The 16405-nt window shown below is 44.2% G+C and carries 15 protein-coding genes and 1 tRNA gene; 6 read left to right on the top strand and 10 right to left on the bottom strand.

The features are described from left to right. Positions 1-47: 47 nt before the first annotated feature. Positions 48-716, bottom strand: a complete 669-nt coding sequence (locus NWE92_13345; GenBank protein MCW4030616.1) for a hypothetical protein — start codon at positions 714-716, stop codon at positions 48-50. 204 nt (positions 717-920) lie between these two features. On the opposite strand from NWE92_13345, the gene NWE92_13340 reads away from it, so the two are divergent. From NWE92_13340 to NWE92_13320, 5 genes are all read left to right on the top strand, one after another. Next, entirely contained in the window at positions 921-1253 is a 333-nt protein-coding gene (locus NWE92_13340) for a metalloregulator ArsR/SmtB family transcription factor (GenBank protein ID MCW4030615.1), read from the top strand. Then, positions 1243-1875, top strand: a complete 633-nt coding sequence (locus NWE92_13335) for a 4Fe-4S ferredoxin (protein MCW4030614.1) — start codon at positions 1243-1245, stop codon at positions 1873-1875. The genes NWE92_13340 and NWE92_13335 overlap by 11 nt, the downstream gene beginning before the upstream one ends. Next, the gene (locus NWE92_13330; protein ID MCW4030613.1) at positions 1865-2116 is read left to right on the top strand and encodes a hypothetical protein; all 252 of its coding nucleotides are present in this window, start codon (positions 1865-1867) and stop codon (positions 2114-2116) included. Before NWE92_13335 ends, NWE92_13330 begins: the two co-directional genes overlap by 11 nt. Before the next feature lie 67 nt (positions 2117-2183). Beyond that, positions 2184-3677: an aldehyde dehydrogenase family protein gene (locus NWE92_13325; GenBank protein MCW4030612.1), complete on the top strand. Its 1494-nt coding sequence runs from the start codon at positions 2184-2186 to the stop codon at positions 3675-3677. Positions 3678-4041: 364 nt separating this feature from the next. Then, positions 4042-6240, top strand: coding sequence for a PAS domain S-box protein (locus NWE92_13320; GenBank protein ID MCW4030611.1), 2199 nt, complete (start codon positions 4042-4044; stop codon positions 6238-6240). A 139-nt stretch (positions 6241-6379) separates the two neighbouring features. On the opposite strand, the gene NWE92_13315 is transcribed toward NWE92_13320, so the two are convergent. From NWE92_13315 to NWE92_13305, 3 genes are read right to left on the bottom strand one after another with little or no spacing between them, the layout of a single operon-like run. Then, positions 6380-7195 carry a metal ABC transporter permease gene (locus NWE92_13315; GenBank protein MCW4030610.1) on the bottom strand — a complete coding sequence of 272 codons (816 nt, stop codon included), beginning with the start codon at positions 7193-7195 and terminating at the stop codon, positions 6380-6382. Further along, entirely contained in the window at positions 7182-7967 is a 786-nt protein-coding gene (locus tag NWE92_13310) for a metal ABC transporter ATP-binding protein (protein MCW4030609.1), read from the bottom strand. Before NWE92_13310 ends, NWE92_13315 begins: the two co-directional genes overlap by 14 nt. A gap of 55 nt (positions 7968-8022) precedes the next feature. Continuing rightward, positions 8023-8976, bottom strand: a complete 954-nt coding sequence (locus NWE92_13305; GenBank protein ID MCW4030608.1) for a zinc ABC transporter substrate-binding protein — start codon at positions 8974-8976, stop codon at positions 8023-8025. A gap of 122 nt (positions 8977-9098) precedes the next feature. Here NWE92_13305 and nikR point away from each other — a divergent pair, with 122 nt between their 5' ends. Continuing rightward, positions 9099-9494 carry a nickel-responsive transcriptional regulator NikR gene (gene nikR, locus NWE92_13300; protein MCW4030607.1) on the top strand — a complete coding sequence of 132 codons (396 nt, stop codon included), beginning with the start codon at positions 9099-9101 and terminating at the stop codon, positions 9492-9494. Positions 9495-9541: 47 nt separating this feature from the next. Here nikR and NWE92_13295 read toward each other — a convergent pair whose 3' ends face one another. The 6 genes from NWE92_13295 to NWE92_13270 all read right to left on the bottom strand — a co-directional run bounded on the left by NWE92_13295 (position 9542) and on the right by NWE92_13270 (position 16113). Beyond that, positions 9542-10141, bottom strand: coding sequence for a class I SAM-dependent methyltransferase (locus NWE92_13295; protein MCW4030606.1), 600 nt, complete (start codon positions 10139-10141; stop codon positions 9542-9544). Positions 10142-10156: 15 nt separating this feature from the next. Next, positions 10157-10909 carry an ABC transporter ATP-binding protein gene (locus tag NWE92_13290; protein ID MCW4030605.1) on the bottom strand — a complete coding sequence of 251 codons (753 nt, stop codon included), beginning with the start codon at positions 10907-10909 and terminating at the stop codon, positions 10157-10159. Further along, on the bottom strand, positions 10909-11889 hold the full coding sequence (locus tag NWE92_13285) for an iron ABC transporter permease (GenBank protein ID MCW4030604.1): 981 nt from the start codon (positions 11887-11889) through the stop codon (positions 10909-10911). The genes NWE92_13290 and NWE92_13285 overlap by 1 nt, the downstream gene beginning before the upstream one ends. Positions 11890-12085: 196 nt before the next feature. Next, entirely contained in the window at positions 12086-13180 is a 1095-nt protein-coding gene (locus NWE92_13280) for an ABC transporter substrate-binding protein (GenBank protein MCW4030603.1), read from the bottom strand. Between the two features lie 695 nt (positions 13181-13875). Continuing rightward, complete coding sequence (locus NWE92_13275) at positions 13876-15357, bottom strand: radical SAM protein (protein MCW4030602.1); 1482 nt, start codon at positions 15355-15357, stop codon at positions 13876-13878. A 678-nt stretch (positions 15358-16035) separates the two neighbouring features. Continuing rightward, positions 16036-16113, bottom strand: a tRNA-Val gene (locus NWE92_13270). Positions 16114-16405: the final 292 nt, after the last annotated feature.

Genomic DNA, 16405 nt, shown 5'->3' with positions numbered 1-16405 from the left:
ACGTGAAATAGCCGCGGTCTAAAGCTACCCCAAAAAGCCATATTCCGCTAGGTTTTTTTGCCGTTATCTGTTGGTGAGGTTGAGTTTTCTGCTTCGCCGATGTATTTTTCGATTTTGTCGAGGGCTTTTTGAGTGATGTCGTCGAGGTGCTTGTTCATGGCTTGGATGTCTTCTTTGGTTTTTTCAGGATGTCGATAGTACCAGTCGTTAACCTCTTCAACTTGCATGGAATACGTGCGGTATAGCATCTGGATTTGGGTTAAGTCACCGGTGGTTCTTTGGATTTTACGTTGCGGCGAAAAAAAGAACAAAGCTACAAAACTCGCTACTCCCAAGGTGCCAAACGCGGTGGAATACACATCTAATCCTTTGAGCCAACTGTACCCTATCGAATAACCCAGCAAAGTTACTCCGACAGCGGCAACTACAACGTTTAGGGCGACATTTATTTTGAATGCGTCTTCGGCGTGTTTGATGGTGCGGTAAAAGAGGTCATCTATTTGGTCCCAATACTTCTGTGATGTTCGGGGCGCGGCGGATTTTTCGGTTTTGTCTTCTTTTTGGGGTGGGTTTTCTTCTCGGGGTGCAGCTGACTTTACTGAGAAGTCTCTGGGAGGCGCGGAGGCTTTGACCTGCTTGCCCAGTTTGAGTGGGTTTAGGCTGTGGTTTGTTGTTCTGGGTGAAGTGACTGGTTTATTTTTTAATGGGTTGGACATTGGTTAGCCCTTGTTTAGGATTGGCGTGTTTGGCTTAAGAGATTTGCGATGCGGCAAGGGCTTTTGTGTTTTTGAGTTTGCTGTTTTACCTCTTTCCTTGCTTAGGCAGGCGTTTTTCTGATTGCCCTTGTAGGTTAGGGGGCAGCCTTATATGAGATAAAATTCATATGAATAATTATTCAACTAACTAAACCGGTGAAATGCATGAAAAAAACCCTAACAACAATCTGCTACCGCTTCTTCACCAACCTAGCCAACCCCACCCGCCTCGCCGCCATCCAACAACTCCAAAACCAACCCATGAGCGCAACCGAACTCGCAACCGCACTAGGACAGGAACAAAGCATGATAAGCCACAACCTAAAACCCCTAATCGAATGTAACCTACTAAGCGTCCAACGCGTAGGAAAAAAACGCATCTACAGCGTCAACACAGAAACCCTAACACCAATCTTCGTCGCCATAGAAAATCACGCGAAAAAATATTGCCCCACCGGTGGAAACTGCCTAAAAGAGGAACTCAAAAATGAAGCGTAAAATCGTAAACATAAACGAGGAACTCTGCAACGGATGCGGCAAATGCATCCCCAAATGCGTCGAAGGCGCCCTCCAAATAGTCAACGGCAAAGCCCGAATCGTCAAAGAAACCTACTGCGACGGACTCGGAGCCTGCCTCGGCGAATGCCCCCAAGGAGCCATAACAATTACCGAACGCGAAGCCCCCGCCTTTAGCGAAGAAGAAGTGCACGCATACCAGAAAACCAAAGCCACCCAAACCCCCGCAGTCTCTGCGCCGCAGAAACCCCAGTGGCCAGTCAAAATCGACCTTGTACCCCCAAAAGCAGCCTTCTACGAAAACGCTCACCTCCTACTCGCCGCCGACTGTGCTCCAGTAACCCTCAAAAACTTCCACGACTTAGCCGCAGGCAAACGGGTGCTCATCGGCTGCCCCAAATTCAACGACGCCCGCGCCTACGCTGCCAAACTCACCGACATCTTAACACTAAACAACATAGCCGCTGTAACCGTGCTCCACATGGAAGTACCCTGCTGCACGGGACTCAAATGGGCAATCAATAAGGCGCTGGAGGGCTCTGGCAAAAACATTCCCGTTAAGGAACTTGAGGTTAAGGTGGGAGGTGAAATTGTTGAGCTCTAAAGATAAGCCTGCAAAGAACCCCGACACCTGCCCCGGACTCCGTGACCTCTTGCAGCCCAAACCCGCCTACATCAATTGCCACGTTTGCGGTGCTGAACTCGAAATCTGGAGTGACGAAGACAAAACCACCTGCCCCAGTTGTGGCGCTGAATGGAAACGTCCTGACCCCTCTGCTGCATGCCTCGAGTACTGTCAGTACGCGGATAAATGCAGAGGCCTCATAGAATCAAGACGGCACTAAATTCAACATTTCTTTTTTTGGTGGCACCAAAACACAGAAGTATTTTTCTGTGTATTTTTGTTTAGGTATGCTTTTGAAGTTTCAGCTCTTCATTGGAGGAGAATGGGTTGATTCTGAATCGGGTGAAACATATTCTCGAGTGAACCCCGCGGACCCCAACGACACTTTAGGTCCCTTCCAGAAGGGAAACCTCCAAGATGCTGAAGCTGCGGTGGACGCTGCCCAAGATGCCTCTCAAGGATGGGCAGATATGCCTGCGCCAAAACGTGGCCAATACCTGCTTAAAGCCGCCGAACTGTTGCAAACCCAAAAAGACCAAATAGCTACGACGATGACGCGGGAGATGGGTAAACCCCTCCGAGAATCTCTAATGGACATTCAACAAGCCATTAATCTTGCATATTATACGGCGGCGGAAGGCAGACGACTTTTGGGGCATACTTCGACCTCTGAGAAGCCTGAACGGTTTGTTTTCACTTTTCGAATGCCGATTGGCGTAGTGGCCCTGATTACCCCCTGGAATTTTCCCATGATGATTCCTGCCCGAAAAATCTTCTACTCTCTAATTTGCGGCAACACAGTAGTTTTTAAGCCCTCTTCTGAGGCTCCTCAATGCGCCACCCAACTCGTTGAAATTCTGCAGCAAACAGGCTTACCCAAAGGCGTACTTAATCTTGTAACGGGACCTGGCGCGGTTGTGGGGGACGCGTTGGCGAAGAATCGACAGGTGAGGCTGGTTTCTTTTTGTGGGCACAAAGATACTGGCGCCAAAATCCTACTGACAGCGGGTGTTAAGCGGGTAAGTCTGGAGCTTGGCGGGAAAAACGCTCTAATCATTCTATCTGACGCTGACCTAAACCGTGCGGTTGAAGCGGTTTTGTGGGGTGGCTTTGCAACTTCGGGGCAACGATGCACAGCAACCTCCCGTGTAATCGTAGAGGAGTCGGTACGGGGCAGAGTAGAAAAAATGTTGACCAATCAGATTTCAAGGCTTAGGCTTGGAAACGGCTTAGACCCCAAAACGGACATGGGTCCCTTAGTGAACAAAAAAGCGCAAGATAAGACCCAGCGATATTGCGAAATCGGCATGGAGGAAGGCGCCAAGCTATTGGTAGGGGGGCATGTGCCTGAGCGTCTAAGCGGATGGTTTTTTGAGCCCACTATCTTTGGTGAATGCAGAGCAGATATGCGGCTTTGCAAAGAAGAAATATTTGGTCCAGTTGTATCGGTGTTATCTGCTAAGAACTTAGCTGAAGCCATAGACATAGCGAATAGTTCCGACTATGGGTTAAGCTCAGCTGTTTACACAAAAAACATCGACCACGCCCTGCTTGTTGTCAAAAGGCTTCAGGCAGGTATTACCTATGTAAATAACCCTACTGTTGGAAGCGAAGTACATTTGCCATTTGGCGGAGTCAAAGCTTCAGGCAGCAATCGCGAAGGCGGACCCGAAGGCGTCAATGAGTTCACAGAGTTAAAAACAGTCTATATCAACTACTCAAATACGAATGGATCTTCAGTATGCAGCCGCTTCGGCAACCCGGCGTATTCCTCACCATAAGCTGAACCCATTTCTTTTGATGTTATTTGTGCGTTTTTTTCCGTCATGACAACCCTAAAAAATCATCATGTCAAGTACTATGTTGGCTTTCACTTGTGGTGTCTGCTATGCACGTGTAAATCCCCTTGCCTGTATCCCTATGGTCGGGAGCGCCAAAATTGACTTTAAGTGGGTAACGTGGACGGGCACCCGTGAAAGCTATATAATTATTCACTCAGTTGTTGTAATTGAATTGTTTGAGACGTATTTTAACTAGATTTATGAATCAGATGTTTAGTTTGTGGCTAAATTGTTGTAAGTGTTTGTCATGTTTCTCATGTACACACTCTTTTTATTCAGTCTCAGAATCTAAAAGTGATGCTATTTGGCTGATTCAAACACTATCATTCGAGTGCTACATGTAGATGGCGACATAGACTTCCTAAAGTCTTCAAAGAGAATCCTCTCAACCATAGGGTACTTTGCAGTCGACACAGCCACCTCAGTCGATGAAGCTCTAAAAAAAATGGAGAACAGCCACTTCGACGTAGTGCTATCCGACTACAAAATGCCCGACAAAAACGGTTTGGACCTTTTTAAGGCGCTCAAACAAAACGGTTCACAAGTACCCTTTATTTTGTTCACGGGAAAAGGACAAAAAGAAATCGCCGTACATGCGCTCAATTTGGGCATAGCCCGATACATTGACAAGCAAGGTGATCCTCAAACTGTTTACACAGAATTAGCTGTCTGCGTTCGGAATCTCTACGAGAAAGCCCTCGCCAAAAAACTGCTCAAAGAAAGTGAAGAACGCTTTGAGCGAATGGTGACAAACAGTAAAGACCTTATTGTGCTCACAGAAAGCGACGGCAAAATTGTTTACCTTAGTCCCGTTTGCAAACAAATGCTCGGTTATGAACCCGAAGAGTTAGTGGGAAAAATACCTGATTTTATCCATCCCGAGGATGAACCTGGCGTGCGGCAAATCATCAATACTGCGTTGTCATGTGACTCCAGCGGCAACTTGAAATACCGAATAATAACTAAGCAGGGTGAAGTACGCTGGGTAGATCATTCTTTCTCTCGGATGCTGGAAAATGGAAACGTCAAGCAGATAGTCAGCACAATAAGAGACGTTACCGAGTCAAAAAACGCAGAATTACGGCTCCGCGAAAGTGAGGAACATTTCCGTTTGGCGGTCCAAAACTCGCCTATAATGATGGCAACGCTTGATTGTTCTTTAAGGTATACTTGGGTGTATAATCATCAGATTAAGGATAAGCCTGATTCAGCTTTTTTGGGGAACTCTTTCGGTACGATTTGCAATATTCAAGACTGCGATGCCATTCGTAAGGCACTGTTGAACTTGATGAAAACTGGGGGGTCGCTACGTCGAGAAGTAGTTCTTAATCTGGAAACGGGATCCCTCTATCTTGATACTTACTTTGAACCTTCCTACAACGACAAAAATGAAGTCAACGGAGTACGCTTTGCAGCCTACGATATTACTGAGCATAAACTCATCGAGGCAAAACTGCGGGAAAGCGAGGAAAACTGCCGTTTCATAGCAGAAAACGCACAGGATGTTTTGACCGTAACCAACGTGAATGGCATGTTTGTGTACGTTTCACCTTCCGCTAAAACTATTTTTGATTATAGCCCCGAAGAGTTAGTAGGAAAAAAGAGCATTCTTCAGCTACTTGACGCCGAAGACATTTTGAGATTAAACCCAAAAATGCATGATTTGGTTAAAACTGGGCAAATGGAACCGATCGAGTTTCGGCTACGCACAAAAACAGGAAAATCACTTTGGCTTGAAGCTAAAATTAGCGTTGTCCACGGCGCCCATGGAGAAATCTCGTTCATCACCATAAGCCGAGACATAACAGAGCGAAAACGGGCCCAAGAAGAACGTGACCTCGCTCTTGCGCAAACCGAGTTACTACTCGAAAAACTGCGGGTTGTCGGCGGATTCGTACAACACGACATCCGAAACAAACTCCAAAACATTAACGCTTCCTTGTTTCTATCAAAGAAATTCTCCAACAATAACACCCAAATGCTCGCAATGATAACCCAGATTTACGCCCAAACACAACATATCATCCGCATCCTAGAGTTTGCTCAGACAATTCAATCAGTTGGAGACCAAGGGCTTTCATGGGTGCCAGTTTACGATGCCATCAAGAAGGCACAAAGCTTCTTTTCTGATTTAAATCACGTAACTGTAGATGTCTCTGACATTAACTGCGAGGTTGAGGCCGATGTTGCCTTAATTGAAATCTTCCACAACCTTTTGGATAACTCATTCAAATACGGCAAGAACCTACGTCAAATCAAGATTTATTCAAACAAAACCCAGACGCACCTAAAACTAATCTATGAAGACAACGGCGGCGGTATAGACCCCGATATCAAGCCTCGGCTTTTTCAGAAAGGCGCAGGAAAAGGGACAGGGTTGGGTTTGTTTCTGATTCAGCGGATATGTGACCTTTATGGCTGGACTGTTGCGGAAACAGGCGAATTCGGACAGGGCGTAAGGTTTGTGTTATCAATTCCCTTAAGACAAACCAAACTTAGCTAAGCATGCAGCATCCTTTGCTTATCTAGCAGGAGAAGGCAGCCGGCCCCGCATTTTCAAGAGCATTGTAGATTTTTCTGGCCTTCACGCAGTCCCTAATCACAGCTAAGAAACAAAAAAGTGCGTGACTCTTTTGTGTGTTTTATTCAATTTTTTTATACAGCAAAGTCAAAAGGAAGAACAGCACCAAAACAAAAACAATCACACCCGCAGTCACTATGTTGAACACTGCTGAGAGGATGATTCCTAAAATTGTGCTTAGAACACTAAACCCGACAGTAGCGAGCAATGTTTTCTTAAAAGAGAAATTTAGCCTCAGCGCGCAGAGCCCTGGAATCACCAAAAGCGCCACGACAAGAATCGTTCCAATAACCTTGATTGACAGCACAATTGTGACTGCGACCAATAAATCAAAAACTAAGGACAGTTTTCTTGTCGGTATGCCCATAATTCTTGAATCATCTTCATCAAAGACCATAGAGAGGAGTTCGCGGCGGAAAATACTGATGAATATCACAACAGCTAATCCTAAAGAGGAAACCAGCACTAAGTCTGTCCAGTCAATCGTCAAAATCGAGCCAAACAAGTAACTAAACAATTCAACATTGAAGCCGCCTGCTATGCTAATCACGATTAAACCTGTGGAGAAGCCTAAAGCAAGCATTACTGCTATTGCGGAGTCCGATGCAGCTATCTTTTTTTGCCTCATGTATGAGATTGCGAAAACTGCCAATATTGAAACGATTAGGGCTGTGAAGAGGGGGTTGATGCCGAATAGTAAGCCTATGGCTACGCCGCCAAATGCGGTGTGCGATATTCCGTCTCCTACCATGGATTCCTTCTTTAGTACCAAGAAGAGCCCCACTAAACCGCAGGCTACTGCTGCAATGGTGCCGCCTAAGAGGGCATTTTGGAAGAATTGGTAACCAAATAAATCAAAAAGGTTAAGGCTCGTGATTGAAAACTCCCTTACATTCGTGTCTATGGAAGACGAAATGGAAATGTTCCCCGTATGCCCTTTTGAGCAGCTGTGATGTATCTAGTTCTTCGGTTATTTTGGCTACTTCTACCCGTTTGTTGACGCATAAAACCTTTGACATGCGACAGAAAACGGAGGCTAAATCGTGGGTGACAATCAATATGGTTGTCTGTCGTTCAAGGTTTAAATCGCTGAGTTTTTCGTAGAATTTCTCTTGTGCAGTAGAATCAACACCCACGATGGGTTCATCAAGAAAAATTAGTTCGGGTTTGCGGGCTAAGGCTTTTGCCACAAACACCCGCTGTTTTTGACCCCCGGAAAGCTGCCCGATTCGTTTGTTCGCGACATCGCATAACCCCATGAAATCGATGCTTTGGTCAACCTCTGCCCAATCTTCCGCTTTAAGACCACGACCAATGTTGCCTCTCCTGATGCAGCCCAAAGAAACAAGTTCTCTAACCGTAAGAGGAAATTGCTCCTCAAAACTGGTTGCCTGCTGAGAAATGTATGCGACTTTGCCCCACGCACAAAATTTGTTGATGTCTTCGCCGAATAAGCGTATCTCACCGCTGGTTATTGGGATAAAGTTAAGGATTGCGCTTAACAGGGTGGTTTTTCCGCCGCCGTTAGGACCCACTACCCCCACGTAGTCACCGCGGTCTATGGCGAAGTCGGCTTTATCGATTATTTTTTCGCTTCCACGGTAGATATCTACATTTTTTACTTCTAAAATGGGAGTGGTTTGAGGCATGAAGTTTCTTCTCTACACGTTTGCGGTTTACCTTTATTTACTTAGCGTTCGAGTTCTATGTTGCCTCCAACCCGTTTTTTAGGTCTGATAGGTTGGCTTGCATCTGCTGCATGAGATCCATACCGTCGGTCTGCCCCAAAATCAAATACAGTTCCAATATCGTTACTTGTTTTCCTGTTTGTGCTTGAACTTCGCTTTGTATGGTTTGAGCGTATTCTCTTGAATATACTGGGTCAACATAAACAGAATAGATTTGCTTCTCCTCCATGGCTTTGACTAGGTTAGCAATAGTGGCTGCGCTTGGCTGCTCATCTGCTGATAACCCAATTACGCCTTGCTGCTCAAAACCGTACCGAGTTGCCAAGTAACCAAAGGCTTCATGGGATACGAATATTGTGTCTTTGGCGGCGTTTTCTAAGGATTGAGTGTATTCGTTGTCTAATTGGGTGAGTTGTGTTTCTAGGCTGTTCCATCTTTGAGTATAGTAGCTTTCATGTTGGGGGTCTGCTTGGATTAGAGCGTTGTAGATGTTCTGGGCTTGCTGTTTAGCCATATAAGGGCTTATCCACGTGTGGGGGTCATATGCGCCATGGGCATGACCTTCTTCACCTGTTTCCTCCTCATGTTCTTGGTTCGCGATGAGTGTTAGACCATTTGTTGTGTCTACGATGGTTCGATTTTTAGCAGTTGATAGAGAAGGGATTATGTCGTCTTGCATCCATTGATCTGCGCCTGCGCCGTTGTAGATTATTATGTCGGCGTCTTGGGCGGCGACGATGTGTGAGGCGGAGGGTTCCCAGCTGTGGATTTCGGTGTTGTCGGAGACAAGTTGGGTTACTTGGATTTGGTCCCCTCCGATTTGCTCGGTTAGGTATGTTAGGGGGTAGAAGGTTGTGACCACGTTTAGTTTGGTTGAGGCGGGTTTGTTTGTGGTTAGCGAGATTACACTGATGGATGCTATGATAACTATTATGATGGTTGTGAGAAGGATTTTTTGTTTATTATTCATGGTTGATGCTACATTCAAGGTATTATTAAGCTTTTTTAAAACATTAATAATGACGTCGCTGCTTCTGCTAAAGTTTAATAAAAGTTATTAACATCAACAGCGAACTCTAATAACGAACCAAGATGACAGTAATCAGCTTATCCCTACCAGACCCCTTAATCAAACAAATTGACCAAAACATGAAAGAAAAAGGCTTCGTAAGCCGCTCCGAAATAGTCCGACAAGCCCTAAGACTATACCTAACCGAAGACCTGCAAATCGAAGACCTAGACGGAGAAGCCATCGCAACCATAACCCTCATCTACAAAGAAAACGCCGACCGCAGACGCCTAATAGAAACCCAACACGTCTACGGCGACTTAGTCTCAACATTTATGCACACTCACATCCACCATGGCTTCTGCCTAGAAGTCATAATCCTCAAAGGCCAAGCCCTCCTTATCAGAAAATTTGTCGACCGCCTAAGAGAAAATCAAGAAATAATCCAAATAAAAATCTCCGTGCTCAACCAAAGATGAAAAATGCCGTGAGCGGAGATTTCAACTTCGCGTCTAATTTGCGTTTACTATGCCTTTTTAGCTATGCATATGAAGTAGCTATCGTCATTCCTTTCAAAAGTGACTGTAAGGCCGCTATCTTTCATCATCTGTTTGAGGTCTTCCATGCTGGGTAGGAAATCATTCTTGACCGCCACGCCCCCATTCATGTGAACACCATTAATCTTGTCTGCCGAATCAGAATGCGCCACAGCCAAGCGTCCGCCTTGATTTAGTGCTTTAGTTAGTATCTTGATGGCTAGGGGCTGGTCAACGAAATGGGGAAAACAGGAATAACAAACAACCAAATCAAATTCCGCATCGTATTTAAGTTCATAAACGTCGGAAACTCTGAAGGAAATCTTGGGGTGAGTATTCTCTGGATGTTTCAAGCGGGCCATATCAATCATTTTCTCTGAATAATCCATCGCAACCACGCTTCCATCACCCAGCTGTTTTTCGTAGAAAGGAATCATGATTCCTGTTCCAGCGCCTACGTCCAAGATTCTGTCACTGCTGCGAATCTCCAGCTTATCTGTGATGTATTGGACTTTTTCGAGGTTGTGAATGGTAATCTTGTCCCATATTCCTGCTTTTTCGTTGAAGAAGTCCCTTTGTTTTGGATTCATGTATTTTAGCTCCGTTTATATTGGGATGACCACTGGTATCCCGCGTACGCTCTCTACGAATGCGTCGATGTTGTATACTTCTTTGATGTTCTCGGGGGTGATGATTTCATGGTCTCCCGCTGCGTAAACCATCCCGCTCTTCATTAGGATAAACTTGTCTGAGTGGCGGATGGCTAAGTTGAGGTCGTGAATAACCATGATTGCTGCCATATGATTCTTCTTGGTTATGTTTCTGATTAGGTGCATTATCATGTGTTGGTTGGCTAAATCAAGGCTGCTTGTGGGCTCATCGAGGAGGATTACTTTTGGTTGTTGAACTAAAACTCGTGCTATTTGCACAAGTTGGTATTCTCCTCCGCTGATTTCATCGACGTATTTGAGTGCCAGTCCATCGAGACCTAATAGGTGGAGTACTCTTCCTGCCAATCGAATGTCTTTTTCAGTGGTGTCCCATTCAAAGTGAGGTTTCCTACCCAACAGCACAGAATCAAACACTGTAGTCTTGGATGTCTCGCTTCTTTGTGCTACGTACCCTATGTTCTTGGCGATGTCTCTTTTGCTCATATCATGAAGGATTGACCCTTCCATGGACACTGAGCCCGCGTTTGGTGTAAGCACCTTGCTTATGCATTTAATCAAAGTGGTTTTTCCAACACCATTAGGTCCTAAAATGGAGACGACGTCGTCTTTCTCTACTGTGAATGAAACGTTGTTTAGGACTTGCCTGCTTCGATAAGCAAAATTGATGCCCTGCACATCGAAGAAGATCATTTCCTGTACCTCCTGATTAGCAGGTATATGAAAAGGGGTCCTCCAAGCATTGAGGTGATGATGCCTACTGGTATAACTGATGGGTAGAGGATTACTTGACCAATTGCGTCTGCTATGAGCAAGATGATGGCTCCAAGGATAATTGAGAGCGGAATCAGGTAACGGTGGTCGCTGCCTATAATCATCCGGGCGATGTGTGGACCCAGAAGGCCAATGAAGGCAATGATGCCGAAGAAGGAAACTATGACTGCGGAAAGAACGGCGGTTAAAATCATGCCTATGAGTCTTTCCCGTTCTGTATTGACGCCTAACCCTTTGGCTGTGTCTTCTCCTGCGTCTAGGGCATTATAGTCCCATCTCTTGTAGAAGAAGTAAAAAGCCACTGGGATAAAGACCACAAGAATTAGGGTGTTCCAAGACCAAGTTGCTTTGCCTAAATCGCCGAAGGTCCACGATACAATATTGCCCAACTGTGAGTCAGTAGCAATGTACTGCATGAAGGATAACCCTGCAGAGAACATGACGCTGATAGCCACACCTGCCAGTATCATCGTCTCAGCGCTGACTCGTGTAAGTTTGGTAAGTGCCAGTATGGCTCCGGTTGCTATCAGCGAGAATAAAAATGCGCATATGGTGGTCACGTAGGGGTTATTGATGGAAACTATGTTGGTCATGCTGCTGCCTGCGCCAAGGAAGATGATGGCGAAGGAGGCTCCGAAGGCAGCCGCGCTCGATATGCCTAACGTGAAGGGTGAAGCAAGGGGGTTGCGGAGAATACACTGCATCACTACCCCCGCAACGGCTAAACCTGCGCCTGCGGCTATAGCGCCGACAATTCTGACCATGCGTATGTTCCAGACAGTACCGCCCATTCCGGAAGTGTCGAAGGTGAAGATGTATCTGATGACGTCTGGAAATGGGATTTTAATAGGTCCGTTTTGAGCGGCTACGATTACACAAACGACGAGCACAAGCAGTCCAACTATGAGGAAAAGGCGTTTGCGTTTTACAAATCCCTGGTATGTTTTTGAGATTTGGTTGCCTTCTTTTTCATTGTCCTCATAAATGTCAAATGCTTCCTTATCGCCCTCATGATGATGGTTAACTTGCTTTTTGCTCGTCCACTACACATCCATTGGAAAAAAATAATGTAAAAAAAGGTATATTAACAGATTACAGCGTGACTTTGCTGCATCCGTTGCCTGTCTGCGCTGCTGCGATTTGAGCGTAGGTCATTGTGGTTCCTGGATAAAATAGCTGTATGATTTCGTTTGCTTTGTTCTCGAAGTTCCAAGAGTAGAGGTTTCCGTTCATTATTGATGCAATGTAGTAAACGTTCACTAGCTGGTTATCCCAATTGGTGCCGTAGCACTTGTAGACCAATGTTGAATAGATGTTGTTGTCTTTAATTGCAGCAACATCGGCTAATCCTGTGTTTGAGTCAATGTATCCGTTGATTGTGTCGATGCAACTGTTTAGTCCTATGCTGTCTATAAATATGTAGTCTGGGTTTGCTGCGATGAGGGTTTCGAGCGTGATGGTGTAAGGTTGACCATTAGCGGCAGGCTCAATCGCGTTTGTGACCATCGAGTAGTCGAAGGGCAAATAGTTGCCAGAGCCTTTGAGGAATGACGCTCCGCCATAATAGAACATGCCACATGCATAGGCTTTCTCGACGCTGGCAGTAGTTGCTTTAGCTGTGATTTCGCTGATCATGTTGGCGACGCCCTCATTGAGTTGTGCAGCTCTGGTTGACTCTCCCAACAAAGTACCCAGAGAAGTTATCTGGTCATAATATGCTTGTCCGAATTCGACGTTGGCGTTGATGACGTAGACGGGGATGTTGGTTTGGCTTTGAAGAGTGTCTGCGGTTGCGATGTCTTCGGCGGTGGATGTGATTATGAGGCTGGGGTTGAGGTCTAGGATGGCTTCAGCGGTGGTTGCGACTTGGGGTAGGTTTGAGAATTTTTCTTTGTTGATGAGGTAGTATGTTTGGTCGTCAAGTGTGTTGAATGTGCCGGCGGTTTCGATTGCGTGTACTTTGTCAACTGCGTTAAAATAAGACACTAACCGCAAGGAACATGCGCCTATGCAGTAGATGGAGTCTACCTGTTGGGGTATGGTTACTGTTCTCCCGAGTGCGTCGGTGACAGTTGTTGCTGTTGGTTGATTGTTTGCTTGGTTTGAGGTGAGGAGGTAAACTGCACTTATGCCTGCGATTATGACTATTGCTATTGCCACAATGGCGAAGATTTTGTTTTTTCCCATTTGCATACGTCCCATGATAATTTGTATTACGATTTTTTAATTTAGTAACACGTGAAGTATTGTTAATAAATTTTTCGAGAAGCAAAATGATGATTGACACGTTTGTGAGGTTAAAAACCTCTGCGGTTCCAGTCACTAGCTTGTTTGAACAAGAGATGCTGAGAATAATTGTTTGTGGTGGACCGAACCGGATTCGGACCAGCTACCTTCTGTACGTCAAGCAGAATGTTGAGCTTATTTCTGAAAAGAATTCCAATCAAGAAAACGGGGAATAATACGAATGGATGTCTTGAATTTTTCAATTGAAGATGTATCGATTTTGAGAAAAAGATGATTGAGCCAAAGCCTCATTCAGGAGAGACTAAAAAGGCTCGGCTCAGTTTCTTCAATGAAGAAACATCTCAAGTTCCAAAGCAATACTTGAAGAATGGGAAAAGATGACAATCCAAAACTATTTCCAATGTCAATAAGGAAAGTCACAATATTTGGAAATAGGCAAGAACAAAGACAGGATTAATTATCACACCTCGAGATTAAGGGACTTATTCTGTTGTGAGATGGTTTCAAAGGATGTCAGCGATAGCTACGTTGATACTCTTTGCGGACGAATACCCCGAAGTATATTGGCGAAACATTACTTGGATTACTCACCTCAAAGAATGAAAGAAATTTATGACAAAGATAACTTTAGAATATTAAACTACGGCTTCTTCCCTCGTGAGTGTAAATTGTGTGCGTTCAAGTGCCATTCCAAGAGATGATTGGTAAAAGTAAGAAAAAGCCTTTTCACTGAATCCCCTGGCATATGTTCCAAGCAGTGGTAAAACTAGCTCCGGATTCAACGATAGGGATCTTGCGGAAAGCAGCCACCATTTAGGATTGAACAAAAGAATTCGTTTCATCCTTGTTATTTCATCATTTAGCTGCTTGGATTCTCGATACTTAAAGCATGGTGCCAAATCATTCTTCTCGGCTTTTTCATGGTTAAGTGCTGTCTCTCTGAAAAGTGCCGTTCCAGGTACAACCTGAAGGGTTGCGATTTGTAAATTCTCGGGGAGTATCTCTTTAATGAAGGCCTTGCTTTCGTTAAGTGATGTGACATTTTCTCCGGGATAACCAATAATCATGTTCATTTGAACCATAATTCTTGCTTTGCGAGTCCAGATTAATGCTTTTCTAGCCTGCTCTATCGTACAACCTTTTCCCATCGCGTCAAGGATTCTTTGGCATCCAGATTCCACTCCGTAAGAAATACCGATGCAACCAGATTTCCTCATTAGTGTAAGCAACTCTTGATCGACTGAATCCACCCTTGAATCACAAAACCATTTGAAATGCAAGCCTTCTTTTATGATTGCTTCACAAATGGCGGTAGCCCTTTTACGATTGACAGTAAAAGATGCATCGTAAAACCAAACGTACTTAAGGTTTCCAAGTCGCTTTAATAGTCTAAGTTCATCGATTATACTGTAAATAGGTCTAGTTTCATATCCAGTTTGAGCATAGTTGCAAAAATTGCAGGAAAATGGGCAACCTATCCCAGATATTACTAACGCAACAGGAGTCAAATGGGGATCAATTATGTAGTAAGGCTTGAAAGACGGTAACAAGTCATAGGCTGGAAGCGGAAAATCGGCTAATGCTTTCTCTTTAATTGTGTTGTTTACTACTATTTCGTGGTTATTTTTTCTATAGGCTATCCCCCGCACGGTTTCAACGTTATCATTGTCAGCAAAGCACTTGATTAATCTGGGCACAACTGAAAAAGGAGAACCGACTATTTGTATGTCCAACTCTTCGTAGTTGGAGAGTAATTCTTTTGCTATTACTCTTGAGTAAAAAGAGAAACTGATTGTCTTGCATGATTGGTTTGATTTCTTTGCGATGCCGCAGATCTTCATATCTTGCCATATTACGTACGAATTAAAAGGAAAAAGAACACAGTCGAATTTCTTGTTATCAAATTTTTTTGTTAACTCTTCTATTCCAAGATTGAATGCGTTCGCATCAACCAACTCAACATGGTGGCCTTGCTTTCTCAATGCGCTAGCCAAAAGTAGCAGAGTTGCAGGCATGAGTACCAAATAGCGGGTGACTTCTTCGCAGCGTTCTTCCCTTGTAACTGAAAAACCATTATATTTTGGTGGATTTACGAGCAGGAGTTCCAATTTAGTCATTTTGCTCAGCCGCTTTTCAAACTCGGAATACTAATTTAGCAGGCAAACGAGTGCCTATTTGGCAAATACTCGCTATATATACAAGTTGTATATTAAATTAGTGCGTACCTAACTTATTCAATTCTTAGTCGAATGATTTACATTTTAAAGCTGTTAGGACTAGTGGGATTAAATTACACTTTTATCATATCCCTGACTCTCCTTATCGTCTCAGCTTCGTACTTTTTAAAAGCGTTTTCAGTATATGTTGCTCAAATTTATCTCCTAATAGCTTTCCTACCTAAAGTATCCTCATCCAAATCAGGATTTTCAGCTTTCGTTTTCTTTATTGCTATGGCTTGATCCCCTAATTTGTATTGATCCACTGATGAATCACCTGCTATTCTTCCTGAACCGTTCTTAAGGATAACAATAGAGAGAAAAAAGAGATGGAACAAACAGAAAGATTAGACAATCTAATTCGATTGGAATAGCGTTTTCATGTGGAAACAACTACAACAGACTAAAACAACTATGCGTCTCTGTTTGGACAAGACTATAGTCGAAAGCGCCCAGAATAGATGCCTAAATCTTTCATAGTCAGAGAACAAGCCCTATCGAACATATCGGATCATTTTGGACCTAAGACATGGAAACAAGCCCCGACTCTGCAATTGAATGCTATAATCAAGGGAAGAATGGTGGGCCGAACCGGATTCGGACCGGCGACCTTCTGCACGTCAAGCAGATGTCCTAACCAGGCTAGACGACCGGCCCACACGTTTTGCATCTTTCTCAATGCAGTTTTCCTATATATCTGCTTCTTTTTTGAGATGTGCGCTTCCTTTAGCATACTTACGCTTCCTAAAAACCTTACGCCTCACATTTGTAGCATCTTGCACGAAGCCCATTTGGATTAGCTTAATACTTTTTCAAAGATGTCTGAAACTAACAATAAAAGCATCGTTAGATTTTTAAAAGCTTCAACAAAAATGGTGGGCGTTTTTTCTTTAAACATATATTAGCTGGCAGTTTATTTCATTTATTTGGATTTTTTCGGTAAAATCGA

The organism is Candidatus Bathyarchaeota archaeon, assembly GCA_026014745.1.
GTDB lineage: Archaea > Thermoproteota > Bathyarchaeia > Bathyarchaeales > Bathycorpusculaceae > Bathycorpusculum.
This window is presented reverse-complemented; position numbering and strand designations above follow the sequence as displayed.